Below are 22378 nucleotides of genomic sequence, written 5' to 3'. Positions count from 1 at the left end.
TGGGCGACGCTACCCCCTCAGCCAGTCGAAAAAGCCGCGGGGCTCGATCGACGGCGGGGTCTCGCCGGGTTTGCCGGAGTTGCCGCTTCCCGGTGTCGGGGGCGCGCTAGTTGTGGTCGGCGGCGTGCTCGGCGGGGTCGTGGTGACCGGGTCCGTCGGCTTCGCCGGCGGGGTGCTCGACGGCGTCGGCTTCTTGTGCGGCGGCTTCTTCGACGAGCTGGACGATTCGGAGGTCTCCGAGGTCGTCGTCGAGGAAGAAGACGGCGTCGGCGGGACTCCGGTCGTCGGGTACGGCACGTCGCAGATGCCGAGCCAGCAGCCGAACGACACCGTGGCCTGCTGCGCCGCCTTGCCGAGCGTCGCGTTCACGGTCACGGCCGCGTTGTGCGCCGGGCGGCCCTTGAGCCGCACCCACAGGTTCACGTGCTGGCCGGGTGCGAGCGCGCCCCGCGTGGTGCACGTGGCGCCCGTGTCCGTGGAGTGGCACGGGAAGCCGCTGAGGCTCCACGACTGGTACAGCTCGTGATCGAACGTGACCGTGACCGGCTTCATGGTTTCACCGGTGTTGCGGACGCGGACGTAGACGAGCGGGTTGCGCGTCCACGGGAACGCCGAGAGCCCGTCGGTGTCGGCCTGCAGTGCGAGCAGGTCGGGCGGCGACTTCACGGTGACCTTCACGCTCACGGCGACCTTGATCGTCGCGCCCGCGGTGACCGAACCCGTGACGGTGCCGCCCTGCGCGGAGTCGTCGGCCTGCAGGCGGAAGGTGAGCACGGCCGTCTGGCCGGGCTGCAGGCCGGAGCCCGTTTTGCACGTCACGGTGCCGGTGCCGCCGGGGCAGTCGACGCTCAGCTGGGTCGTCGCCGGTGTATCGGCCTGGCGCGAGAAACCGCTCACCGCACCACCGCCACCTCCCGCGGGCACCGCGGACACACCGGGCGGCAGGTTCAACGCGACCTGCACGGGGTCGGACGGGCTGCCGCCGTCGTTGCGGACCGTGATCGGCAGGTTCACCGGCCCGGCGCCGGGCTGCAGCTCGAGATCACCCGAAGGTGTGGTTGCCGACATCTTCGCCGCCGCGGGTGTCGCCGGGGGCGGCGGTGCCGCGGGCGGCGCGGCGGGCGGCTGGACGGGCGGGGGCGCGGGGACCGCGGGCGGCGGCGCCTGCGGCGGTGCGGGCGGGGCCGGGGGTGCGGGAGGCGCGGGCTTGGCCGGCGGCACCGCGGGCGCGGCGGCCGGCGGCGGGACCTGCGCGGCCACGTGGATCTCCTGCGGCGAGCCGGCCGCGGCCAGCGCGACCGCCACCGTCGCCACGATGGCGGCGCCCGAAGCCGCGACGCCGGCGAACTGGCGTGGCGCGGACGCGGCGGCCGCGGCGCCGGCCTTGGCGCCACCCGCCGCGGCGGCGCCGGCACCGACGGCGGCACCCGCCGTGGCCGCGCTCGCCTTCGCGGCGCCGATCGTCGCGAGGTAGCCCAGCGCGGCGCCGCCCAGCACGATCGGTGCGATGATCGCGCGCAGGCCGCCGTTGACGTCGGCCAGTTCGGCGGCCAGTCCGCGGCAGTCCTCGCACTCGTCGAGGTGGTTCTCCACTTGGGAGCGTTCGCGTTTGGACAGCCCGTCGCGCGTCCACGCGCCGAGCCGCTCGGCCGTGGCGTGGCAGCGTTCGGCGGCGGTTTCCTGCAGGTGGACCTGCAGGTACGCCTGGCGCAGGCCCTCTCGGGCGCGGTAGGCGAGCGCCGACACGCCGTTCGCGGTCAGACCCAGCAGCGGCGCGACCTCGGCGGGGCTCTGCTGCTCGATCTCGGTGTGCCAGAGCACGGCCTGCCAGCGTTCCGGCAGCCGCGCGAACGCTTTCGCTGCCAGCGTGCGCTCGAGCCCGGCCACGGCGGTGTCGGAGAACGGGACGGTGAGCGCCTCGCCGACAGCCCCGCCGGCGTCGCTCATGTCCTCGTTGAGGTCGACGCGGCGGTCGCGGCGGGTCTTGTCGTACGCGGTGTGGCGCAGCGCGGTGAGGAGGTACGCGCGGAACGCGGTGTCCGGACCTTTGCCGCCGCGCAGCGTCTCGAGGACCTTCGAGAAGGCTTCGGACACGAGGTCGTCGGCTTCGGAACTCGAACGCGCGAGCTGGCGGGCGAGGTTGTGGGCGGCGCCGCTGTGGCGTTCGTAAAGGGGCCCGTAGCTGGCGATGTTCCCGGAGCGGACCTCGGCGATCAGCTCGGCGTCGCTCTTACCGGACAGATCGGCGGGAACGGTGGACACGGGGCTCCTTCATCTGGCGCACGCGGCCTGGCCAGCCACGATCTACCTCTGTAACGCGAGCACAAGTGTGACGGACGCGGCGATACGCGTCACCTCGTGGTCGGTGTGTTGACTCCGTCGGCGCAACAAGTTCACCCGGGTCTGGGGTGTGTCGCTGCGGCCGTCCTGCGAAAAAGACCCCGGAACGCCGTCACGCGGACGGCGGTGTCACGTCCCCTGAGTGGAGCAGGACAAGATCGACATCGACCGGGAAGGAGCGGTGGCCAGTGGATGTACCGGCGACCGGGGCACTGTCCGGTCCCGCCGGCGAGCAGGAGTCCCGCGCCCGGTTCGACCGGGATCGGAACCTGCGCGCCCTGCGGGCCAGATGGCGCACCGCCAGTCTCGCCGCGGGGTGGCGCTTCCCCAGCGACTGGGCACTGCCCGAAGTGGACGCCGTGTGCGCCGCCGTGGTCCGCCACGGCGCGACGGGCGCCGAGACGGCGCTGGCCGGCCTCGGCCGAGCCCGGGCCGCCGCGGGCGCGAACCTCGCGGAGACGCTGTCCGACCTGGCCGCGCTGCACGCGGTGCTCGCCGACCCGGACGCGGTCGACGGCTTCGTCTCACCGGACGTCGACGCGACACCCGCGCGGTTACTGCGCGTGACCGCGCTGGCGTGGGCGGACGTGGCGACCGATCAGCTCGTGCACACCGAGGTGACCGATCCGTTGACCGGGTTGCCTTCCGCGGCGTATCTGCGAACGCGGCTGGCGGAGGTCTACCGGGCGAGTGCGGCCGACGAGCACGTGCTGCTGGTGGTGGCGATGGACCTGACCACGGTGTCCGGCTGGCCCCGGCTGACGGGGATGATCTTGGTGGCCGACGCGATGCGCGCGGTTTTCGACACCGGCGAGAGCCACGCGACGTTGGGGCCGTCGGTGGTCGCGGTGCTGTGCCGCCGGGACGGCCGGCTGGCTTCGCGGGGAGTGGCTTTGCGCCGGGCGCTGAACGACCGGCTGTCGATTGACGCGCAGCTTCGGGAGGTCAACCGGCCGCGCGTCTCGGCGGTTCGCCTGCCTGCTTCGCACGACGGTGCGTGCAATTTGCTGGCGGACCTCGCCCGGGGCTGACACTCGGCCGCGGCCCGACCCATCGGGCCTGCTCCCGCGCGTTCATGATTTCCTGGTGTGGTGACCAGGACCGTACCCTCCGCCGTCGACGGCGAAGTTCCGGCGAGCGCTGCTCAGCCTCGCCTGGCCCTGCGCAAGTCACTCGCCAGGCTGTCGATGCGGCCGCGGTCGATCCTGATCTTGTCGGTGATCCCGCTGGTCGCGATCGGTGTCGGGATCTGGGGCTGGACGCACGAGTGGGGGCTGGGCGTCGACAGCGCGGTCTACCGCGGCGGCGCGCTCACCCTGCTGCACGGGGACTCGCTCTACGACACCAACACGCTGTCCACCGAACCGTGGTGGGCACTGCTGCCGTTCACCTACCCGCCGACGGCCGCGTTGTTCTTCGTGCCGCTGGCGCTCGTGCCGACGCAGGTGGCGTGGGGGTTCCTGACGGCCGTCTCGCTGGGCGCGCTCACGCTGTCCGTGCGGATCTCGATCGGCGCGCTGCCGCGGCCGGAGGAGGACGGGCCGCGGTGGTGGGCCTCGCCCGCGCGGTCGACGATCGTGTTCTTCGTGGTCTTCCTCGGCCTGGAACCGGTGTGGCGCACGATCTTCCTGGGCCAGATCAACCTGATCCTGATGGCCATGATCCTGCTGGACATGCTCGTCCTCGGCGCGCGCGGCAGCCGGTGGGGCGGCGTGCTGGTGGGCGTCGCGGCCGCGATCAAGCTGACGCCACTGGTGTTCCTGGGGCACCTGTTCATCACCGGCCGCCGCAAGGACGCCTTGCGCGGGCTCGCGACGTTCGTGCTCCTGCAGGGCCTGATGTTCCTGATCAACTCCCACGACGCGTGGCGCTACTGGACCTCGACGCTGCCCGACACCAGCCGCATCGGGCCGGTGCACTGGGCGGGCAACCAGTCCCTCAACGGGCTGATGAACCGCGCCACCGACCTCGCGCCGTGGGCGTCGAAGGCGGCGATGGGCGTCGGGCTGCTGCTGGCGATCCCGGCGCTGTGGCTGCTGATCCGCTTCCACCGCAAGGGCCAGGCGCTGGCCGCGCTGCTCGTCACGGCGTTCTGGACGCTGCTGATGTCGCCGATCTCGTGGTCGCACCATTGGGTGTGGGTGGCGCCGCTGATCGTGCTGCTCGTGTCGCGCCTGCCGAAGACGACGCCCGCCACGGCGTGGAAACGCTGGCTGGGCACGGGGCTGGTGGCGTTCGTGTTCGTCAGCTGCGTGCTGCTGATCCTGCCGAACGGCCGCAACGTCGAGCTGCACTGGAAGGTGTGGCAGAACGTCCTCGGTGACGCGTACATCCTGATGCCGGTGGTGCTGGGGGTTGCCTTGATCCTGCGGTGGGGGCTGCAGCGGCGGGCGCGTAATCGCGGTTCGGGCCCAGGTCCGGATTCGGGGCCGGATTCCGGTTCTGGCTCGGGTTCGGGTTCAGGGGAGGCCGCGGACCGTGCCGACGCCACGCCGGCTCACTGATCCGCGCCTGCCGGCGCTGCCGTTCCTCGCGCTTGTCCTCGGAGTCGTCGTCTGGCTCACCCACCGCCACCTCGGCGCCGACAGCGCCGTCTACCGCGCCGGTGCGCTGACCCTGCTCAAGGGCGAGCCGCTCTACACCACCGGCGATCTCACGACCCTGCCCGACTGGGTCCGGCTGCCCTTCACCTACACCCCCGCCGCGGCCGCGCTGTTCCTCCCGCTCGCGCTCGTGCCGGCCGGGCTGGTGTGGGGCGTGGTGACGGTGTTGTCGGTGGTGTCACTGACCGTGGTGATCGCGGTCGTCGCGCATCCCTCGCGCTGGTGGCTCCTCGGCGGCACCGCGTTGGCCCTGGCTCTGGAACCGGTGTGGAAAACGCTGTTCCTGGGCCAGATCAACCTGATCCTGATGGCGTTCGTGGTTGTCGACGTCCTGGTGCTTTCGCTGCGTGGCTCACGCTGGGCGGGCGTGCTGATCGGCGTCGCCGCGGCCGTCAAGCTGACGCCCCTGATCTTCGTGCCGCACCTGTTCTTCACCGGCCGTCGGAAAGACGGCCTGCGCGCCCTTATCACCTTCGTCGGCCTCGAGGCCGTCATGTTCGCCGTCATCCCGCACGACGCGTGGTTCTTCTGGACGAAGTCCGCCACCGACCCCAGCCGCGTCGGCTCGGTCACGTGGATCTTCAACCAGTCGCTCAACGGCCTCGTCAACCGCGCCTCGGCCCTCGCCCCGTGGTCGCTCACGGTGGCCGTCGCCGTCGGCGCGGTGCTCGCCGTGCCCGCCGTGTGGCTCGTGATCCGGCTGCACCGCCGCGGCGAACCGAAGGCCGCCCTGCTGGTGACGGCGTTTTACGGGCTGCTGCTTTCGCCCGTTTCCTGGTCGCACCACTGGGTGTGGGCCGTGCCGCTGATCGCCCTGCTCGTCACCACTGGCCGCCGCTGGTGGGCCCTCGCGGCCACCGCCCTGTTCGCCTCGGAAGTCGTCATGCTCGTCCCGAACGGCGCCGACGTCGAGTTCACGTGGGGCCTGGGCTGGTCGATCCTCGGCAACGCCTACGTCGTTGCGGCGGCTTGCACGATCGTCGGCCTGGCGGTGCGTGAGCTGCGGCTGAGGGCTCCGGTGGCGAGGCTCGCGAAATAGCGTCGCCGCTCCCCAGCGTCGAATCCGCGTCGTACAGTGGAACGACTGCCGGGAGGTGCATGGCGGTGGTGAACGGCGAGACGGCCGAGCGGGCCTTCGCCGGACAGGCGTGGCGGGAGGTGTACACACGGCTCACCGGAGGCCGTGCGTCGCTCACCGCGGAAGATCTCGTGCGTCTTTCGACGGCGGCTTATCTGCTCGGGCACGACGACGAAAGTTTCGAATCGCGGGAGCGCGCGTATCTCGAGTATGTGCGGGATGGTGGGCTGGCCGAGGCTGCCCGATGCGCCTTTTTCCTGGCCCTGCCACTGCTGCTGCGGGGTGAGCCGGCGCGGGCGAACGGCTGGCTGGCGCGGGCGCGGCGGCTGCTCGACGAGCACGGGCTGGACTGCGTCGAACGGGGTTACCTCCTCGTCCCGGTCGGCCTCCAACGCATCCAGGGCGGTGACACCCGGGGCGCGCACGACGCGTTCACCGCCGCCGTGCAGATCGCTTCCCGCTTCGGCGACACGGACCTGCTGGCGCTGGGCCGGCACGCGCAGGGCCGGGCTCTGATCAAGCTGCACCGCACCGCCGAAGGACTGGCCCTGCTCGACGAGGCGATGGTCTCGGTGACCTCGGGCGAGGTGTCGCCGATCCCCGCCGGAGTGGTCTACTGCAGCGCGATCGAAGGCTGCCACGAGGTTTTCGACGCCATCCGGGCACAGGAGTGGACGGCGTCGCTGAGTGCGTGGTGCGCGGCGCAGCCGGACCTGGTGCTGTTCCGGGGCCAGTGCCTGGTGCACCGTTCGCAGGTGCTGCAGGCTCTCGGTGCGTGGCCGGAAGCCTTGGTGGAGGCCCGCCGCGCCGGTGAACGGCTCTCCGGCCTGCGCCGTCAGCCGGCGCTCGGCATGGCGCTGTACCAGGAGGCCGAGCTGCGGCGGCTGCGTGGCGAGCTCGCCGCGGCCGACGACGGTTACCGGAAAGCCGGCGAGTACGGCCATCCCACCCAGCCCGGCTGCGCGTTGCTGCGCCTGGCCCAGGGCCGGACGGCGGCGGCGGTCTCGGCGATCGGCCACGCCGTGGCCGAGGCGGCGGACGATCACCTCGTGCGCGCCCGGATGCTCGCGGCGCAGGTGGAGATCGTGCTGGCCGCCGGAGAACCGGGTGCCGCCCGCGGCGCGGCCGACGAGCTGACGGCGATCGCCGCCGAGATCGGGATGCCGCTGCTGCGGGCGACGGCCGCGCACGCGCGGGGCTCGGTCCTGCTGGCGGAGGGCGATCCCTCGGCCGCGCTGGCCGAGCTGCGCGCCGCGTGCGAGGGGTGGGCCGAGCTGGACGCGCCCTACGACGGAGCCCGCTCGCGCCTGCTCATCGGCCGGGCCCGGCAGCTGACGGGCGACGACGACGCGGCTGAGGTGGACTTCGCCACCGCGCACGAGGTCCTGCACCGGCTCGGTGCCGGCACCAGCGTTTCGCCGGCCCCGCCGACCTCGCTGACCGAGCGGGAACTGCAGGTGCTGGCGCTGGTGGCCGAGGGACTGTCGAACCGGCAGATCGCGGCGCGGCTGGTGATCAGCGAACACACCGTGCGCCGGCACCTGCAGAACGTGTTCGCGAAGCTCGGCGTGCCCTCGCGCGCCGCCGCGGCCACCCACGCGGTGCAGCACCACCTCATCTGACCCGTGGTACGGACGGACCATCCCGCCCCGGACCGAAGTGGTACGGCTGTTCGATGCCGACCGCGCGGGCGGCTCCTAACGTGCTGGTCAGGAGGTATCACTGATGAACGAGCACGAGCGCACCGAGACCGTGATCATCGGGGCGGGGCAAGCGGGCCTGTCGGCCGGCCACTACCTCGCGCGGCGGGGTCGCGACTTCGTGGTCCTCGACGGCAACGACCGGATCGGGGACAACTGGCGCTGCCACTGGGACACGCTGCGGTTGTTCACCCCGGCCCTGGCGGCAGGGCTGCCCGGCATGGCCTACCCGGGCCCGCCGATGCACTACCCGACCAAGGACGAGATGGCGGACTACCTCGAGACCTACGCTCGCCGGTTCTCGCTGCCCGTGAGGGGTGGGCAGCGCGTGGCGAGCGTGAGGCGAACCGAGGCCGGTTACGAGGTCAGCACCGGGACCACGACGTTCACCTGCGACAACGTGGTGGTCGCGACCGGTACGTTCGGCCGTGCGCCGCGGGTCCCGGAGTTCGCCGGCGGGCTCGACCCCGGGATCCGGCAGCTGCACTCCAGCGAGTACCGCAACCCGGCGCAGCTGAAGCCCGGGCCGGTGCTGGTCGTCGGCGCTTCGCACTCGGGCGGCGACATCGCGTACGAGGCCGCTCGGGCGGGTCATCCGACGGTGCTCAGCGGGCCGATCCGCGGCGAGTTCCCGTTCGACATCAACCGGCGCCCGGCCAGGGTCATCTTCCCGGTGCTGTTCTTCGCGGCCAAACACGTGCTGACCCTGCGGACGCCGCTGGGCCGTGGGCTGCGGCTCGAGATCCGGGCGCACGGCGGACCGTTGATCCGGGTGAAGCGCGCCGACCTGACCCGCGAGGGCGTCGAACTCGTCGCCGACCGCACGACCGGCGTCCGCGGCGGGGTGCCGGTCCTCGGCGACGGCCGAGCGCTCGACGTCGCCAACATCGTGTGGTGCACCGGGTTCCGCCAGGACTTCTCCTGGATCGACCCGCCCGTCACGGACGACTCCGGCTGGCCGCGTGAGGAGCGCGGCGTGGCGACCACGGCACCGGGCCTGTACTTCGTGGGGCTGTCGTTCCAGTGGGCGTTTTCGTCCATGCTCGTGGGCGGCGCCGGCCGCGATGCCGAGTACGTCGTGAAGCACCTGGCCGCGCGCACCAAGGCGGCGGCCGGGGAGCGGAACGGACGCGCGCGGCTGGGTGCGGGTGCTGGTGGCGTGGCTCACTGAGCCGGTACCCGCAGCTCCGCCAGGTCTCGCCAAGTAACCTGAGCGGCGCTATGGACAAACGAACCGGTCTTCCCGTGGTGGGCATGGTGGGTGGCGGGCAACTGGCCCGCATGACGCACCAGGCGGCGATCTCCCTCGGTCAGTCGCTGAGGGTCCTGTCGGCGAGCGCGGACGATTCGGCCGCGCTCGTGGCGTCCGATGTCGTCATCGGGCACCACACGGACCTCGAGGCGCTGCGGAAGTTCGCGCAGGGTGTCGATGTGCTCACGTTCGACCACGAGCACGTGCCTGGTGAGCACCTGCTGACGCTCGTGATGGAGGGCGTCGTGGTGCGGCCGGCGCCCTCGGCGCTCGGGTTCGCGCAGAACAAGCTCGTGATGCGCGAGATGATGGCCGGGATGGACGTGCCGGGGCCGGACTTCGCCGAAGTGTCCACTGTGGACGACGTGATCGCGTTCGGGGCGGCACACCGGTGGCCGGTGGTCCTCAAGGCCGCCCGCGGCGGGTACGACGGCCGCGGCGTCTGGATGCTCGACACGGCGCGGCACGCGCGCGAGGTGGTGCCGCGGCTGCTCGACGCGAGCACGGCACTGCTGGTCGAGGAGAAGGTCGAGATGAAGCGCGAGCTGGCGGCGCTGGTCGCCCGCTCGCCGTTCGGCCAGGGAGCCGCGTACCCGGTGGTCGAGACGGTGCAGACCGGCGGCATCAACACCGAGGTCCTCGCCCCCGCGCCCGGCCTGTCCGAGGAGCGCGTGCACGAAGCGCAGGACCTCGCGTTGCGCATCGCGTCGATGCTGGACGTCACGGGGCTGCTGGCCGTCGAGCTGTTCGAGACGGAGAAGGGCCTGCTCGTGAACGAGCTGGCCATGCGCCCCCACAACTCCGGCCACTGGACGATGGACGGTGCGCGCACGTCGCAGTTCGAGCAGCACCTGCGCGGCGTGCTCGACTACCCGCTGGGCCGCACCGACCTCGTCGCGCCCGCGTGCGTGATGGCCAACGTGCTCGGCGCCGACGTCGAGCCGCAGATGAGCCCGGACGAGCGCGTGCACCACCTGTTCGCGCGCTACCCCGAGGTGAAGATCCACCTCTACGGCAAGCAGGACCGTCCCGGCCGCAAGCTCGGCCACGTCAACTTCGTCGGCGACGACATGGACGACCTGCGCAACCGCGCGCTGCTGTCGGCCCACTGGCTGTCCCACGCCGTCTGGCTCGACGGCTACGAGATCCACTGAAGGGAACACATATGGCGCCGCAGGTGGGCGTGATCATGGGCAGCGACTCCGACTGGCCCGTCATGGAGGCCGCCGGCCAGGCCCTGGCGGAGTTCGGCGTGGAGTACGAGGTCGGCGTCTACTCCGCCCACCGCACGCCGCAGCGCATGCTGGACTACGCCACGTCCGCCGCCTCCCGCGGCCTGCGCGCCATCATCGCCGGCGCCGGCGGTGCCGCCCACCTGCCCGGCATGGTCGCCTCCGCCACCGTGCTGCCCGTCATCGGCGTCCCGGTCCCGCTGAAGTACCTCGACGGCCTCGATTCGCTGCTCTCCATCGTCCAGATGCCCGCCGGTATCCCCGTCGCCACGGTCTCCGTCGGCGGCGCGCGCAACGCCGGCCTGCTCGCCGTGCGCATCCTGGCGGCTTCTGACCTGCAGCTGCAGTCGAAGCTGGCGGAATTCCAGTCGAGTCTGGAGACGCTGGTGCTGGAGAAGGACGCGGCGCTGCGCGAGAAGGCCGGCCAGTAGGTCAGGGCAGCTGCTTCCGAAGCTCCCGCTTCAGCACCTTCCCCGCCGCCGACACCGGGATCTCGTCGACGAAGTACAGCTCCCGGATCCGCTTGTACGGCACCACCTTCTCGTTCACCGCGGCGATCAGCCCCTCGGCGTTCAGGTCCGCATCCGGCTGCCCCACGACGAACGCGACGGGCAGCTCGCCGACGTCGGCCTGCGGGCGGCCGACCACGGCGGCCGTCGCGACGCCGGGCAGTGCGATGAGCAGCTCCTCCAGCTCGCGCGGGAAGACGTTATATCCCTTGTACAGCAGCATGTCCTTCTTTCGGTCCACAATGGACAGATAGCCGTCTTCGTCGAGCACGCCGATGTCGCCGGTGTGCAGCCAGCCGTCGACGAGCGCCGCGGCCGTTTCGTCCGGCCGGTTGCGGTAGCCGCGCATCATCTGTGGCCCGCGCAGGCACACCTCGCCTTCGGTGCCGGCGGGCAGCGGGGTCTCGTCGAGGCCGACGATCTTCACCTCCGTGTCGAAGATCGGGCCGCCGACGGAGCCCACCTTGCGCACGCCGGAGCGGTACGACGGCGAGATCACCGCGCCCATCGTCATCTCGGTCAGGCCGTAGCCCTCGGCGATCACGACGCCGGGGAAGCGCTCGTGGAGCGCGCGGATCATCTCGTGGTTCATCGGCGCCGCGCCGGAGCCGATGCTGCGCACGGACGACAGGTCGGCCGTGTGGAACGCGGGCGTCGCCAGCAGCGCGGCGAACAGCGCGGGCGCGCCGCCGAGGGACGTCACGCGCAGGCGTTCGGCGTCGGCGACGTACGCGGCCGGGTCGAAGCGCGCGTGCAGCACGGTCTGGGAACCGCTGAGCAGCGCGGCGTTGAGTCCGGCGATCACGCCCATCGCGTGGAACCACGGCGTCAGGTTGATCGCGACGCCGGTGCCGAGGCGTCCGACCCACTCGTCCTCGCTGCCGATCTGGTCGAGGACCACGTCGCCATGCGTGTCCAGCGCCGGGATGGAACCACTGCTCCAGCACGCACTCTGCAGCGTGTTCGCCACGATGTTGCGGTGCGTGAGCTCCACGCCCTTCGACCGGCCGGTCGTGCCGCCGGTGTAGGCGAGGTGGGCGAGGTCGTGGTGGACGTCGATGGCCACATCGGGCCGGGTGGCCGGCGCTTCGGCGAAGAACTGCTTGAACTCGACGACGGCGTCGGACCAAGCCGGCGCACTCGGCGCGACCACGATCGTCAGCCGGGCCGGGATCCGGTCCGCGACGGCCGCGACGGTGCCCGCGACCGGCCCGAATGTGACCACCGCGGCGGCCTCGCAGTCGGTGAGCTGGAAGGCCAGGTCGTCGGGCGGGAGCAGCGGGTTCGTCGGGCTGAAGGTGGCGCCGGCCAGCAGGGTGCCGTAGTAGGCGACCGGATAGGCGAGGCAGTTGGGCAGGTGGATCGCGACCACGTCGCCGTGGCCGATGCCGCGCGCGAGCAGGGCGTTGGCGAACTTGCACGCGCCTGCGTACGTTTCGGTGAAGGTGAGGCTGTCGTCGCCCATGGCGAACGCGGTGCGATCACCGAAGCGGGCGGCGGCGCCGGCGAGTATCGAACCCACCGGAACCTCGGGGTAGGTGAGTGAAGCGGGCAATCCGGGCGGCGGCGTCGACGCGGTGATGGCCATCACCCGACCTTACGAAGAGTGCGGCCAAGGACACAAGAACGAGCGGCGCGCCCTGCGTGAACGAGCGCTAACATCGACAAAACTCTCCCCATTGCTGCAGAGAAGGTGACGGAAGTGGCCGAGGGCCTGTACCAGCTTGCCGAGGAGCACGAGGAGCTGCGGGCCGCGGTCCGGGCTCTGGCCGAGAAGGAGATCGCGCCGTACGCGGCCGAGGTCGACGAGAACGAGCGGTTCCCGACCGAGGCGCTGCAGGCGCTGACCAAGTCGGGCTTCAACGCCGTGCACATCGGCGAGGAGTACGACGGCCAGGGTGCCGACGCCGTGGGCGCCTGCATCGTGATCGAGGAGGTCGCTCGGGTCGACGCGTCGGCGTCGCTGATCCCGGCGGTGAACAAGCTCGGCACGCAGCCGATCATCCTGTCGGCTTCGGAAGAGCTGAAGAAGATCGTGCTGCCCTCGATCGCGCGGGGCGAGGCGATGGCGTCGTACGCGCTGTCGGAGCGCGAAGCCGGCTCGGACACCGCGTCGATGCGCGCACGGGCGAAGCTCGACGGTGATCACTGGGTGCTCAACGGCACCAAGGCGTGGATCACCAACGCGGGTGAATCTTCGTGGTACACGGTGATGGTCGTGACCGATCCGGACGCGGAGAAGAAGTCCAACGGCATTTCCGCGTTCGTCGTGCACAAGGACGACCCGGGCTTCTCTGTGGGGCCGAAGGAGCGCAAGCTCGGCATCAAGGGCTCGCCGACGCGCGAGATCTACTTCGAGAACTGCACGATCCCGGCCGAGCGCATCATCGGCGAACCGGGCACGGGCCTCAAGACCGCGCTGAAGACGCTCGACCACACGCGCCCGACCATCGGCGCGCAGGCGCTTGGCATCGCGCAGGGTGCTCTGGACGCCGCGATCGCGTACGTCAAGGACCGCAAGCAGTTCGGCAAGGCGATCGGCGATTTCCAGGGCGTGCAGTTCATGCTCGCCGACATGGGCACGAAGATCGAGGCCGCCCGCCACCTCGTCTACGCCTCCGCCGCCGCCTCCGAACGCGGCGACAAGCGCGCGGGCTTCATGGCGTCCGCCGCGAAGGCCTACGCGTCCGACATCGCGATGTCGGTGACCACCGACGCCGTCCAGCTCTTCGGCGGCGCCGGCTACACCCGTGACTTCCCGGTCGAGCGCATGATGCGCGACGCGAAGATCACGCAGATCTACGAAGGCACCAACCAGATCCAGCGCATGGTGATGGCTCGGGCTCTGCTCAAGGGCTGAGGTTCTTGTTGCTCGGCCCGCGCACCTTTTCCGGGTGCGCGGGCTTTTTTATTGCCGTCGCCACCCGGCGCGGATCTTGGCGGCGTCTTCGATGCGGTAGAGGACGTCGAGGCAGATCAGTTCTTTTTCTTCGAGTTGCAGCAGCCTTGACTCGGTTTCGGGATCGGTCGTGTCGGCGTTCTTCGCCAGGTTGATCCGCTGTTGTTTGAACGATTCCCGCTGCTCGCTCCAGGTGCCGGCCAGGCGGTGCAGGTCTCGCGCGGTGTAACGCAGGATCTCTTGCAGGCTGGGGACTTCGCGTTCGACGAAGCGGCTCTGCAGCGTGCGGACTTTTTCCTCGGCGTCGTCGCGATGGCGATTGGCTGTGTCGGCGGCGTCGGTTGCCGATTCCAGTTCTTCTGTCGCGTGCGACAGTTGTTCGAACAGGCTCGAGCGCGCGGGCAGGACCATGTTCGCGAGCGAAGTGTTGAGGACTTTCGCTATGGCGACGGCTTCACTGAGGCGAATTGTCCGCCCGGTGGTGCCGTCGGCGTGCTTTTCGATGCGGGTGATGGCTGTGCTGTCGAGCTGGATTCCTACTCGTTCCAGCTTCTTCGCGAGGCCCGCCTGGGAGACGCCCAGTTCTTCTCGCAGCGCGCGCATGTTCAGGGCGAAGGTGCGCTCGGCTTGGGCGCCGATGGCGTCGCCGGGTGCTTCGCGCGGTGGTTCCGGGTGATCCTGCACGAGGAGCAGTGTAGTGCTTGACGCGCAGCGCCGTTTGAGGCACTCTGGGTGACAGTGGTGCTGATGGAGCACCGTGCTGCGCGAGGAGCACTGGATGGACTTGCTGTGGAAGGGAGTCGGATGGGGTTCGCGGAGGAGGCGTTCGCCGCGTTTCGGCGGGGTGAGACGGAGGTGGTCGAGGGTCTGAGCCAGCGCGAGCTGGAGCGGGCGCGTGGAGCCGGCGACGCCGCGGGTGAGGTCGACGCGCTGTGCATGTTGGCCCGGGTGGCGGTGCGACGTGGGGATCTGACCGGGTGTCAAGAGCTGGCCACGAAGGCGTTCGAGGTGGCGGCCGGGCAGGCCGACCGCGCGCTGCGGCGAGGGCCGGTGCACGTGCTGGCCGCTGTGGCACGGATGCGGGGCGACCTCGAAGCCGCGCGAAGTCTGTTCTTGGAGAGCGTCGCATTGCGGGAGGAGGCGGGACTGGCTGATCTCGTGGTCTGGGAGCGGCTGAACCTCGGATACGTCGAGCTGGAGTCCGGCGACGTCGGGCGGGCTCGGGAGTTGTTCGAGGGAGTTCGGCGGTACGCGAGGGAGCACGGCGTCGGTGACCTGGTGCCGTACGGCGAACTCGCGAGTGCCGTGCTGGCGGAGAAGGACGGAGACGCCGCGCGGGCAGTCCGGTTGCTGGCGGAAGCGGAGAGGGCGTTGCGGGAGCGGGGTCAGGTGCTCGATCCCGATGACGCCGAGGTGCGGGAGGCGTTGCGGGCGCGTCTTGTCACAACGCTGGGAGAGGAGGGGTTCAAGGTCGAGCACTCGAGGAAGGCTAACCGTCCACTGTGGCCGGTGACGTCCAGCTCGCCAGGAGGCGCAGGCGTTCTTCGGAAGGAGAGCCCGGCTCGACGGTCGTGATGCCAAGGGTTTGTTCGGGGTCGTCGACGGGGGTCATGGCTTCGTAGCCCAGCGTCAGCTCGCCGACGAGCGGGTGGTGGTAGTGCTTGACGCCGTGGGTGCGTTCGAAGACGTCGTGGTCGGCCCACCAGCGGCGGAAGTCCTGGTCGCGCAGGGAGAGTTCGCCGATGAGTTCCGCGAGCGCCGGGTCATGGGGGTGGCGGCCGGCATACAGGTGGAGGGTGGCGACGACGCCACGGGCGGCGCCTTCCCAGTCGGTGTAGAGGCCGCGGACGGTGTCGTCGAGAAAGATGAGGCGGGCCATGTTGCGGGAGCGAGGAGGGAGGGCGTCGAAGTCGGTGTAGAGGGCGTTGGCGAGGCGGTTGGCGGCGAGTACGTCCATGCGGCGGCCGAGCACGATGGCCGGCACGTGGTGGAGGCTGTCGAGCACGAGCTGCAGGCCCGGGCGCACGCGCTGGGGCGGCAGGGGCCGCGGCCGTGAGCGTGTGGGCTTGGCGAGGGTGAACAGATGGGTGCGCTCGAGGTCGTTGAGCTGCAGGGCTCGGGAAATGGCGTCGAGGACGGACTCGGAGACGTTGAGGTTGCGGCCGCGTTCGAGGCGGACGTAGTAATCCACGCTCACCCCCGCGAGCTGCGCGACCTCCTCGCGGCGGAGGCCGGGCACGCGCCGGGGGCCGGGGTGCGGGGTGAGGCCCGCGTCGGCGGGGGTGATCTTCGCTCGGCGCGAGCGCAGGAAGTCCCGGAGTTGCTCACTCATGCGACCCAGCGTAAGGCCGATCGCCGCCCCGAGAGGGGGGTCTGCTGGACCCCCGGTTGAGGGAGTCTTCTCACCTCGGGTCCGAACGGTGGTTACGTGGGAAGCATGAAACGACGCATTCTCGGCGGCACCGGCATCTCCGTGAGCGAATACGCCCTCGGCACGATGATGTTCGGCGCCGTGGGCAACACCGACCACGACGAGTCCGTGCGCATGATCCACGCGGCGATCGACGCCGGCATCAACTTCCTCGACACGGCCGACGTCTACTCGACCGGGGAGTCGGAGGAGATCGTCGGCAAGGCGCTCGCGGGCCGGCGCGAGGGCGTGGTGCTGGCGACCAAGTTCGGCCTCCCCATGGGTGAGGACCCGAACCAGCGTGGCGGCTCGCCGCGCTGGGTCAAGCGGGCGCTGGAGAACAGCCTGCGCCGCCTCGGCACCGACTACGTGGACCTCTACCAACTGCACCGGCCCGACCCGGACACCGACATCGACGAGACGCTCGGCGCGCTGTCGGACCTCGTGCGGGAGGGCAAGGTGCGGGCGATCGGCAGCTCGTTCTTCTCACCGGAGGAGACCGTGGAAGCGCAGTGGACGGCCGAACGCCGCGGCCACCACCGCTTCCGCACCGAGCAGCCGCCGTACTCGATCCTCGCGCGCGGCGTCGAGCAGCGCGTGCTGCCAACGGCTCAGCGCTACGGCATGGGCGTGCTGACGTTCGGCCCGCTCAACTCCGGCTGGCTCTCCGGCCGCGCCGACCCGACGGCCGGGCATCGCAACGCCGGCCGCGGCGCGCAGATGTTCGACCTCTCGCGGCCGGGCGTCCAGGCGAAGGCCGACGCCGTCGCGGAGCTGACCAAGCTCGCCGCCGACACGGGAATCTCCGTGCCGCACCTGGCGATCGCGTTCGTGCGTGCTCATCCGGCGGTGACGTCGGTGCTGATCGGCCCGCGCAGGCCCGAGCACCTCACCGACCTGCTGGCCGGCGCCGACGTGGAGCTGAGCGACGACGTGCTGGACCGCATCGACGAGATCGTGCCGCCGGGGGTCGACGTGCACGCGGGTGACTTCTACATCAACCCCACGCCGGCGATCCTCGACAAGCGCCTGCGCCGGCGCTGAGCACTGAGCCACGGCGAGTTACTTCGCGGTGGCGAGCAGCAGCCCGATGACCTGTACGGCGTCGTCGAGCCGCGGCTCGCCCCCGAGAAGCTGGGAGTACATGAACGAGTCGCCGATGCGGATCACCGCCTGCGCGACGGCCGCCGTCGGCGCGTCGAAGCGCAGGCCGTTGCGGTCGAGCAACTCGGTGAACAGGCGCGCCGCCCGGGACTCGACCTCGCCGGGTGACATGATCACCTTCGCGAACAGCACGGGGTCGCGCCGGGCTAGGTCCTTCAGCGGCGCGAGCGTGACGACGGTGCGCATGAACCGCTCGACCACCACCAGCGTCCGCGCGAGTCCCGGGGGACCGGTCACGCCGGCCTCGATCGCGAGGTAGGTCCGTTCGGTGCTGTCGGCGAGCACGCGCCCGAGCAGCTGCTCGTGGTTGCCGACGCGGCGGTACAGCGTCGCGCGGCTCAAGCCGAGCTCGGTCGCGAGTGCCGACATGTCGATCGTCCGGCCGCGCAGGTACGCCTCGGTCGCCGCGCGGACGACGTCGTCGGTGGAGGGAGGGCCGGTCATCCGCGCAGTATGGCCGAGTCCGCTTGCCAAAACACCCTGAACGTGAGACAAAACGTCTGACTGTCTCAATGCGGAGGTGCGGTGTGGCCACGGTGACCGTGAACGGTGGGCAACAGGTCCACTACGTCGACCACGGTGGCGACGGCCCGGCCGTCGTCCTGCTGCACAGTTTCCTGATGGACGTCGACATGTGGCTCCCGCAGGTCGAGGCGTTCCGCGGGGACCACCGGCTGATCGCGATCGACGAACGCGGCCACGGCGAGACCCCGGCCGACGGGCCCTTCGACTACTGGGACGTCGCCCGCGACGCGCTCGCGGTGCTCGACCACCTCGGCTTCGACCGCGCCGCGGTGATCGGCACCAGCCAGGGCGGGTTCGTCGGCCTGCGCATGGCGCTGCTCGCCCCCGAGCGCCTGACCGCGCTGGCCGTGCTCGGCACGTCGGCCGACGCCGAGCCCGACGAGGTCGCCGCCGTCTACCGGCAGCTCGGCGACGTGTGGGCGCAGAACGGCCCCGACGGCGTGATCGACGGCGTCGCCGCCATCTGCTTCGGCGACAGCTTCGACGCCGCGGCGTGGAAGGCCAAGTGGTGCGAGCACTACCAGGGCGAGCAAGCCGGCCTGCTGATCGGTGTCCTCGCCGGCCGCGACAGCCTCCTCGACCGCCTCGGCGAGATCCAGACCCCCGTGCTGGTCCTGCACGGCACGGCGGACCGCGCCTACCCCATCGAGAAGGCGGAGGAGCTCGTCAACGGCCTGCCGAACGCGAAACCGCTGGTCACGATCGCGGACGGCGCGCACTTCCTCAGCCTCACCCACGCCGCCGACGTCAACCCGCACCTGAAGGGTTTCCTCGCCGCGCACACCGCCGTGAACTGACCCGCGCGGCACCGGCGAAACCACGGCACCGTCGGGCATTCGGGTGAGGATTTCCCTGCCTCTTGCCCGATCCGGGTGCATGTGAGACATGTGCCATGCTGATCCCCAACGCGGAGGTGTCGGATGGCGACGGTGACTGTCAACGGTGGGCAGCAGGTGCATTTCGTCGACTACGGCGGTGATGGCCCCGCTGTCGTGCTGCTGCACAGCTTCCTGATGGACATCGACATGTGGGAGCCACAGGTCCAGTCCTTCGGCGCGGACTACCGGCTCATCGCGATCGACGAACGCGGCCACGGCGGCACTCCGGCCGACGCGGACTTCGACTACTGGGACGTCGCCCGCGACGCCTTCGGCGTGCTGGACCACCTCGGCATCGAGCGGGCCGCCGTGATCGGCACGAGCCAGGGCGGGTTCATCGCCCTGCGGATGGCTTTGCTCCAGCCCGAGCGCGTGACCGCATTGGCCGTGCTCGGCACGTCCGCAGAGAAGGAAGCCGAAGGCACCGCCACGGTCTACCGGCATCTGATCGCCGCCTGGCTCGAAGCCGGGCCGGAGCCGCTGGTCGACGGCGTTGCCACCTTCTGCCTCGGCGACTACGAAGCGTCCGCGTGGAAAACGAAGTGGCTCGAGGTCCCGGGGGAGAAGTTCCAGCGGATCATGGAAACGCTCGTCAGCCGCGACAGTGTGCTCGAACGCGCGGGCGAGATCCAGGTGCCGGTGCTCGTGCTGCACGGCAGCGGCGACAACGAGTATCCGATGGCTCGCGCCGAGTCGCTCGTGGCCGCGCTGCCCAACGCCGAACCGCTGGTCACGATCGTGAGCGGCGCGCACTTCCTCAGCCTCACCCACGCGTCGGACGTGTACCCGCACCTGAAGAAATTCCTCGAAGCCCACGCCGCGGGCAAGTAACCCACTCGGAGGAGTTTCCGTTCCTCTCGCGACGCGTTAACTGATCAGGTGACTGGGGTCACCATCGGTTCACAGAGAGGTGGAGCGGATGGGTGTGCGCGCGTTCGGGCGTCGGGTGGTGGTTTTCGTGGCGGCGCTGGGAGCAGTCGCCCTGAGTACCGGCACCGCGGACGCGGCGGTGAAGGAGCCGACCGGTCCGGTCCAGCCGAACATCATCTCGGCCGCGCTGTACTCCGTGGTGCAGCCGACGATCGCCCCACCCGGCGCCAACGACTGGAACTGCGAGCCGTCGGCCGAACACCCCAACCCCGTTTTGCTGTCCAACGGCACCACCGCCAACGCCTACGAGAACTGGGCCAACCTCTCGAAGGTGCTCGCTGACCACGGTTACTGCGTGTTCGCCGGCAACTTCGGCGGCTCGCCGGGCAGCTTCCTGCAGACCGTCGGCCCGGTCGCGAACACGGCCGCGCAGCTCGCGGCGTTCGGGGACAAGGTCCTCGCGGCCACGGGGACGGCGAAGCTCGACGTCGTCGGGCACTCCCAGGGCGGCATGAACCCGCGCTACTGGATCAAGTACCTCGGCGGCGCCTCGAAGATCGGCAAGCTCATCGGCCTGTCGCCGTCGAACTACGGCACGAGCCTGTACGGCCTCCTCAGCACGCTGCAGGCCATTCCGCCGGTGCGTGACCTCGTGGGCCTGGCGTGCGCGTCGTGCAATGAGCAGTCCACCGGTTCGGCGTTCCTGACCGACCTCAACGCCGGCGGCGACACGGTGCCCGGCATCGACTACACCGTGATCCAGACCAAGTACGACGACGTGGTCACGCCCTACACCAACGCGTTCCTCAAGCCAGCTTCGAACGTCAAGAACATCGTGCTGCAGAACGTCTGCTCGGCGGACTTCACCGACCACCTGGGCATTCCGTACGACCCGATCGCCGAGCGCGAGGTGCTCAACGCGCTCGACCCGGCGCACGCGCAGACTCCGAAGTGCGTGTTCGTGCCCCCGGTGATCAGCTGAGCGACTGGAACATCACGTGCAGCCCCACGTACCCGTGCACCGGGTGGTGGAACGCCCCGGGCACCGTGCCGATCACGGTGAAGCCGAGTGACTTCCACAGGGCGACCGCGCGGGTGTTGGTTTCGACCACGGCGTTGAACTGCACCCCGCGGTAGCCCTCGGCGCGCGCCCACTCCAGCATGTGCGTGCCGAGCGCGCGGCCGACGCCTCGACCGACGGAAGCGGGCGCCACCATAAAGCTCGCGGTCGCGATGTGCGAGCCTGGTCCGTCGCGGTTCGGTCCCATCTTCGCCGAGCCGAGAATGTCGTCGGAATCGTTTCCAGCGACAACGGTGCGGCCGGGCGAGGACATCAGCCAGAAGTCGCGCGCGGCCTGTTCGCCCAGGTCGCGGGGCAGGGCGTAGGTCTCGCCGGCGGCGGCGATGTCGTGCAGGAACGGCCAGATGGCAGGCCAGTCTTGGCCCGTCGCGTCGCGGATCAGCACGTAACGAGGATTCCAGAAGTAGGTACAAACGCGAACTCTTTTCGTCCCGTTGTGCCATTCCAGTTGTGCAGGCCCGCGGCCGAGTGTCACAGTCGTCGACATGTTCTGGCCGGTCCCTGACACCTGGAAGCCGAGCGACGACGCCGAGCTGGTCGCCGGCTGGCGCCTGTGGCTCGAGCTGAGCGACCGCGCCTGGCCCACGGCCGCGTGGGACGGCACACCCGCCGACGCGGTCAAGCAGCTGCGCGAACTGCTCGACGCGTGCGACGACATCGAGACCGTGTACCGCGAGACCTCCACCGACCCGTCGGAGGAGTTCGTGCACGTCATCCAGTCGCTGGCGCTGTGCGCGAGCGCCGTGATCGGGCTGTGGTGGGACGACTTCGCGCCACTGGACTCCGACCGTGCGCCCAAACTCCACGAAGATCTGCAGCGCTTCGCCGCGCACGCCGAGCAGGTGCTGACGCTGCTGGCCACCCACGGCGGCTGGGCCGCGCTCGACTCGGTACGCCGCCGCCCGGCCTGAGTCCATTCGGGACAGTCCGGTTGCGCTGAATGGCCCAATCGGCCCCGGTTTTCGTGTCACGCGGGCGAAACCCGGGCACTCCGGCAACGGAGGTGCCCGGATGAACGCACTCAGAACGAGAATCCCGATCGGCCACACCCGCGGCAGCACGACCGCGCGAGCACTCGGCCGCGCCGGCATGGCCTGTTACGGGGTGGTGCACCTGATCGTCGCGTATCTCGCGCTGCGCATCGCGTTCGGCGGTGGCAGCGGTGTACCCGCGGACCAGAACGGTGCGCTGCAGGAGATCGGCTCGAACGCGGCCGGCCGCGTAGTCCTGTGGGTGCTCGCGATCGGGCTGCTCGCGTTCGGGTTGTGGCAGGTGCTCATGGCCGCGACCGGCTACCAGTGGGTGTCCGGCGGCGAACGGGTCCGCAAGCGCCTCGGCTCGGCCGGGCGCGCGATCGTGGTGTTCGCGCTGGGCTACAGCGCGATCCGGATCGCCGTGGGCGCCGGTTCGGCCGCGGGCAACCAGCGTCAGCAGGAGGCCACGGCGGAACTCCTCTCGCTGCCGGCCGGGCCGGCGATCGTCGTGGTGGCGGCTTGTTGCGTGGCCGCGGTGGCCGTCGCGGCCGGCGTGAAGGGCGTGCGGCGGTCGTTTATGGAGGACCTCGACACCTTCGAGCTGCCGCGGGCCACCCGGCGCTGGGTGGCCCGCCTCGGCACCGGCGGTTACCTGGCGAAAGGCGTGGTTTTCGCCGTGATCGCCGTCCTGCTGGGGTACGCCGGTCTGCGGTCGGACGCGCGTGCGGCCGGTGGCCTCGACGCGGCGCTGCGGACGTTGGCCGGGCAGCCGTTCGGCACGGTGCTGCTCACGATCGTCGCGTTAGGACTCGCCGCGTTCGGCGCGTACTGCTTCGGGGCCGCGTGGGCGCACCGGCGGTGAT

Annotated in this window: 21 protein-coding genes; 15 read left to right on the top strand and 6 right to left on the bottom strand. The window is 70.7% G+C overall.

Annotated features, from left to right (window positions below; translation table 11 throughout):
- Window positions 1–9: 9 nt before the first annotated feature.
- Window positions 10–2262: a sigma-70 family RNA polymerase sigma factor gene (locus tag AB0383_RS12540; RefSeq protein ID WP_366186999.1), complete on the bottom strand. Its 2253-nt coding sequence runs from the start codon at window positions 2260–2262 to the stop codon at window positions 10–12.
- A 266-nt stretch (window positions 2263–2528) separates the two neighbouring features.
- On the opposite strand from AB0383_RS12540, the gene AB0383_RS12535 reads away from it, so the two are divergent.
- From AB0383_RS12535 to purE, 7 genes are all read left to right on the top strand, one after another.
- Entirely contained in the window at window positions 2529–3371 is an 843-nt protein-coding gene (locus AB0383_RS12535) for a GGDEF domain-containing protein (RefSeq protein ID WP_364186732.1), read from the top strand.
- 60 nt (window positions 3372–3431) lie between these two features.
- Window positions 3432–4844, top strand: coding sequence for a glycosyltransferase 87 family protein (locus AB0383_RS12530; protein ID WP_366186997.1), 1413 nt, complete (start codon window positions 3432–3434; stop codon window positions 4842–4844).
- Window positions 4845–4851: 7 nt separating this feature from the next.
- A complete protein-coding gene (locus AB0383_RS12525) occupies window positions 4852–5982 on the top strand; it encodes a glycosyltransferase 87 family protein (RefSeq protein WP_364186805.1) in 1131 nt (376 codons plus the stop codon).
- A gap of 59 nt (window positions 5983–6041) precedes the next feature.
- Window positions 6042–7643: a LuxR C-terminal-related transcriptional regulator gene (locus tag AB0383_RS12520; protein WP_366186995.1), complete on the top strand. Its 1602-nt coding sequence runs from the start codon at window positions 6042–6044 to the stop codon at window positions 7641–7643.
- Between the two features lie 103 nt (window positions 7644–7746).
- Window positions 7747–8892, top strand: a complete 1146-nt coding sequence (locus AB0383_RS12515) for an NAD(P)-binding domain-containing protein (protein ID WP_366186993.1) — start codon at window positions 7747–7749, stop codon at window positions 8890–8892.
- A 50-nt stretch (window positions 8893–8942) separates the two neighbouring features.
- Window positions 8943–10127 (top strand): 5-(carboxyamino)imidazole ribonucleotide synthase, encoded by a 1185-nt coding sequence (locus AB0383_RS12510; protein WP_366186991.1) that lies wholly within the window; start codon window positions 8943–8945, stop codon window positions 10125–10127.
- Between the two features lie 11 nt (window positions 10128–10138).
- Entirely contained in the window at window positions 10139–10636 is a 498-nt protein-coding gene (purE, locus tag AB0383_RS12505; RefSeq protein ID WP_364053176.1) for a 5-(carboxyamino)imidazole ribonucleotide mutase, read from the top strand.
- A 1-nt stretch (window position 10637) separates the two neighbouring features.
- Here the strand turns inward: purE and AB0383_RS12500 are convergent, their stop codons facing one another.
- The gene (locus AB0383_RS12500) at window positions 10638–12302 is read right to left on the bottom strand and encodes an AMP-binding protein (protein WP_366186988.1); all 1665 of its coding nucleotides are present in this window, start codon (window positions 12300–12302) and stop codon (window positions 10638–10640) included.
- A 105-nt stretch (window positions 12303–12407) separates the two neighbouring features.
- Here AB0383_RS12500 and AB0383_RS12495 point away from each other — a divergent pair, with 105 nt between their 5' ends.
- Window positions 12408–13574 (top strand): acyl-CoA dehydrogenase family protein, encoded by a 1167-nt coding sequence (locus AB0383_RS12495; RefSeq protein ID WP_364186716.1) that lies wholly within the window; start codon window positions 12408–12410, stop codon window positions 13572–13574.
- Between the two features lie 48 nt (window positions 13575–13622).
- On the opposite strand, the gene AB0383_RS12490 is transcribed toward AB0383_RS12495, so the two are convergent.
- A complete protein-coding gene (locus AB0383_RS12490) occupies window positions 13623–14297 on the bottom strand; it encodes a helix-turn-helix transcriptional regulator (RefSeq protein WP_366186986.1) in 675 nt (224 codons plus the stop codon).
- 120 nt (window positions 14298–14417) lie between these two features.
- On the opposite strand from AB0383_RS12490, the gene AB0383_RS12485 reads away from it, so the two are divergent.
- The gene (locus AB0383_RS12485; RefSeq protein WP_366186984.1) at window positions 14418–15188 is read left to right on the top strand and encodes a hypothetical protein; all 771 of its coding nucleotides are present in this window, start codon (window positions 14418–14420) and stop codon (window positions 15186–15188) included.
- Here AB0383_RS12485 and AB0383_RS12480 read toward each other — a convergent pair.
- The gene (locus tag AB0383_RS12480; protein WP_364186708.1) at window positions 15103–15945 is read right to left on the bottom strand and encodes a helix-turn-helix transcriptional regulator; all 843 of its coding nucleotides are present in this window, start codon (window positions 15943–15945) and stop codon (window positions 15103–15105) included. The genes AB0383_RS12485 and AB0383_RS12480 overlap by 86 nt on opposite strands.
- Before the next feature lie 105 nt (window positions 15946–16050).
- On the opposite strand from AB0383_RS12480, the gene AB0383_RS12475 reads away from it, so the two are divergent.
- Window positions 16051–17067, top strand: a complete 1017-nt coding sequence (locus tag AB0383_RS12475) for an aldo/keto reductase (protein ID WP_366186981.1) — start codon at window positions 16051–16053, stop codon at window positions 17065–17067.
- 18 nt (window positions 17068–17085) lie between these two features.
- Here AB0383_RS12475 and AB0383_RS12470 read toward each other — a convergent pair whose 3' ends face one another.
- Window positions 17086–17631: a QsdR family transcriptional regulator gene (locus tag AB0383_RS12470; protein WP_364186703.1), complete on the bottom strand. Its 546-nt coding sequence runs from the start codon at window positions 17629–17631 to the stop codon at window positions 17086–17088.
- Between the two features lie 83 nt (window positions 17632–17714).
- Here AB0383_RS12470 and AB0383_RS12465 point away from each other — a divergent pair, with 83 nt between their 5' ends.
- The 3 genes from AB0383_RS12465 (at window position 17715) to AB0383_RS12455 (ending at window position 20442) form a co-directional block, all read left to right on the top strand.
- On the top strand, window positions 17715–18509 hold the full coding sequence (locus tag AB0383_RS12465) for an alpha/beta hydrolase (protein WP_366186978.1): 795 nt from the start codon (window positions 17715–17717) through the stop codon (window positions 18507–18509).
- Window positions 18510–18632: 123 nt separating this feature from the next.
- The gene (locus AB0383_RS12460) at window positions 18633–19421 is read left to right on the top strand and encodes an alpha/beta hydrolase (RefSeq protein WP_364186698.1); all 789 of its coding nucleotides are present in this window, start codon (window positions 18633–18635) and stop codon (window positions 19419–19421) included.
- 88 nt (window positions 19422–19509) lie between these two features.
- Complete coding sequence (locus AB0383_RS12455) at window positions 19510–20442, top strand: alpha/beta fold hydrolase (RefSeq protein ID WP_366186976.1); 933 nt, start codon at window positions 19510–19512, stop codon at window positions 20440–20442.
- Here the strand turns inward: AB0383_RS12455 and AB0383_RS12450 are convergent.
- Complete coding sequence (locus AB0383_RS12450; RefSeq protein ID WP_366186974.1) at window positions 20435–20926, bottom strand: GNAT family N-acetyltransferase; 492 nt, start codon at window positions 20924–20926, stop codon at window positions 20435–20437. The genes AB0383_RS12455 and AB0383_RS12450 overlap by 8 nt on opposite strands.
- Window positions 20927–21026: 100 nt before the next feature.
- On the opposite strand from AB0383_RS12450, the gene AB0383_RS12445 reads away from it, so the two are divergent.
- Together AB0383_RS12445 and AB0383_RS12440 are read left to right on the top strand one after the other, a co-directional pair.
- A complete protein-coding gene (locus tag AB0383_RS12445; RefSeq protein ID WP_364186690.1) occupies window positions 21027–21452 on the top strand; it encodes a hypothetical protein in 426 nt (141 codons plus the stop codon).
- 100 nt (window positions 21453–21552) lie between these two features.
- Entirely contained in the window at window positions 21553–22377 is an 825-nt protein-coding gene (locus AB0383_RS12440) for a DUF1206 domain-containing protein (protein ID WP_364186689.1), read from the top strand.
- The last annotated feature ends 1 nt before the right edge of the window (window position 22378 follow it).

Source organism: Amycolatopsis sp. NPDC051373 (assembly GCF_040689465.1).
Taxonomy (GTDB): Bacteria; Actinomycetota; Actinomycetes; order Mycobacteriales; family Pseudonocardiaceae; genus Amycolatopsis.
The sequence above is the reverse complement of the archived record's forward strand: the minus strand, read 5'-3'. Positions and strand labels throughout refer to the sequence as shown.

Excerpts from the sequence above, each read along its gene's own strand:
- AB0383_RS12520 (WP_366186995.1), top strand. The coding sequence starts at position 6,042 with ATGGCGGTGGTGAACGGCGAGACGGCCGAGCGGGCCTTCGCCGGACAG.
- AB0383_RS12515 (WP_366186993.1), top strand. The coding sequence starts at position 7,747 with ATGAACGAGCACGAGCGCACCGAGACCGTGATCATCGGGGCGGGGCAA.
- AB0383_RS12510 (WP_366186991.1), top strand. The coding sequence starts at position 8,943 with ATGGACAAACGAACCGGTCTTCCCGTGGTGGGCATGGTGGGTGGCGGG.
- purE (WP_364053176.1), top strand. The coding sequence starts at position 10,139 with ATGGCGCCGCAGGTGGGCGTGATCATGGGCAGCGACTCCGACTGGCCC.
- AB0383_RS12500 (WP_366186988.1), bottom strand. The coding sequence starts at position 12,302 with ATGGCCATCACCGCGTCGACGCCGCCGCCCGGATTGCCCGCTTCACTC.
- AB0383_RS12485 (WP_366186984.1), top strand. The coding sequence starts at position 14,418 with ATGGGGTTCGCGGAGGAGGCGTTCGCCGCGTTTCGGCGGGGTGAGACG.
- AB0383_RS12480 (WP_364186708.1), bottom strand. The coding sequence starts at position 15,945 with ATGAGTGAGCAACTCCGGGACTTCCTGCGCTCGCGCCGAGCGAAGATC.
- AB0383_RS12475 (WP_366186981.1), top strand. The coding sequence starts at position 16,051 with ATGAAACGACGCATTCTCGGCGGCACCGGCATCTCCGTGAGCGAATAC.
- AB0383_RS12470 (WP_364186703.1), bottom strand. The coding sequence starts at position 17,631 with ATGACCGGCCCTCCCTCCACCGACGACGTCGTCCGCGCGGCGACCGAG.
- AB0383_RS12460 (WP_364186698.1), top strand. The coding sequence starts at position 18,633 with ATGGCGACGGTGACTGTCAACGGTGGGCAGCAGGTGCATTTCGTCGAC.
- AB0383_RS12455 (WP_366186976.1), top strand. The coding sequence starts at position 19,510 with ATGGGTGTGCGCGCGTTCGGGCGTCGGGTGGTGGTTTTCGTGGCGGCG.
- AB0383_RS12445 (WP_364186690.1), top strand. The coding sequence starts at position 21,027 with ATGTTCTGGCCGGTCCCTGACACCTGGAAGCCGAGCGACGACGCCGAG.
- AB0383_RS12440 (WP_364186689.1), top strand. The coding sequence starts at position 21,553 with ATGAACGCACTCAGAACGAGAATCCCGATCGGCCACACCCGCGGCAGC.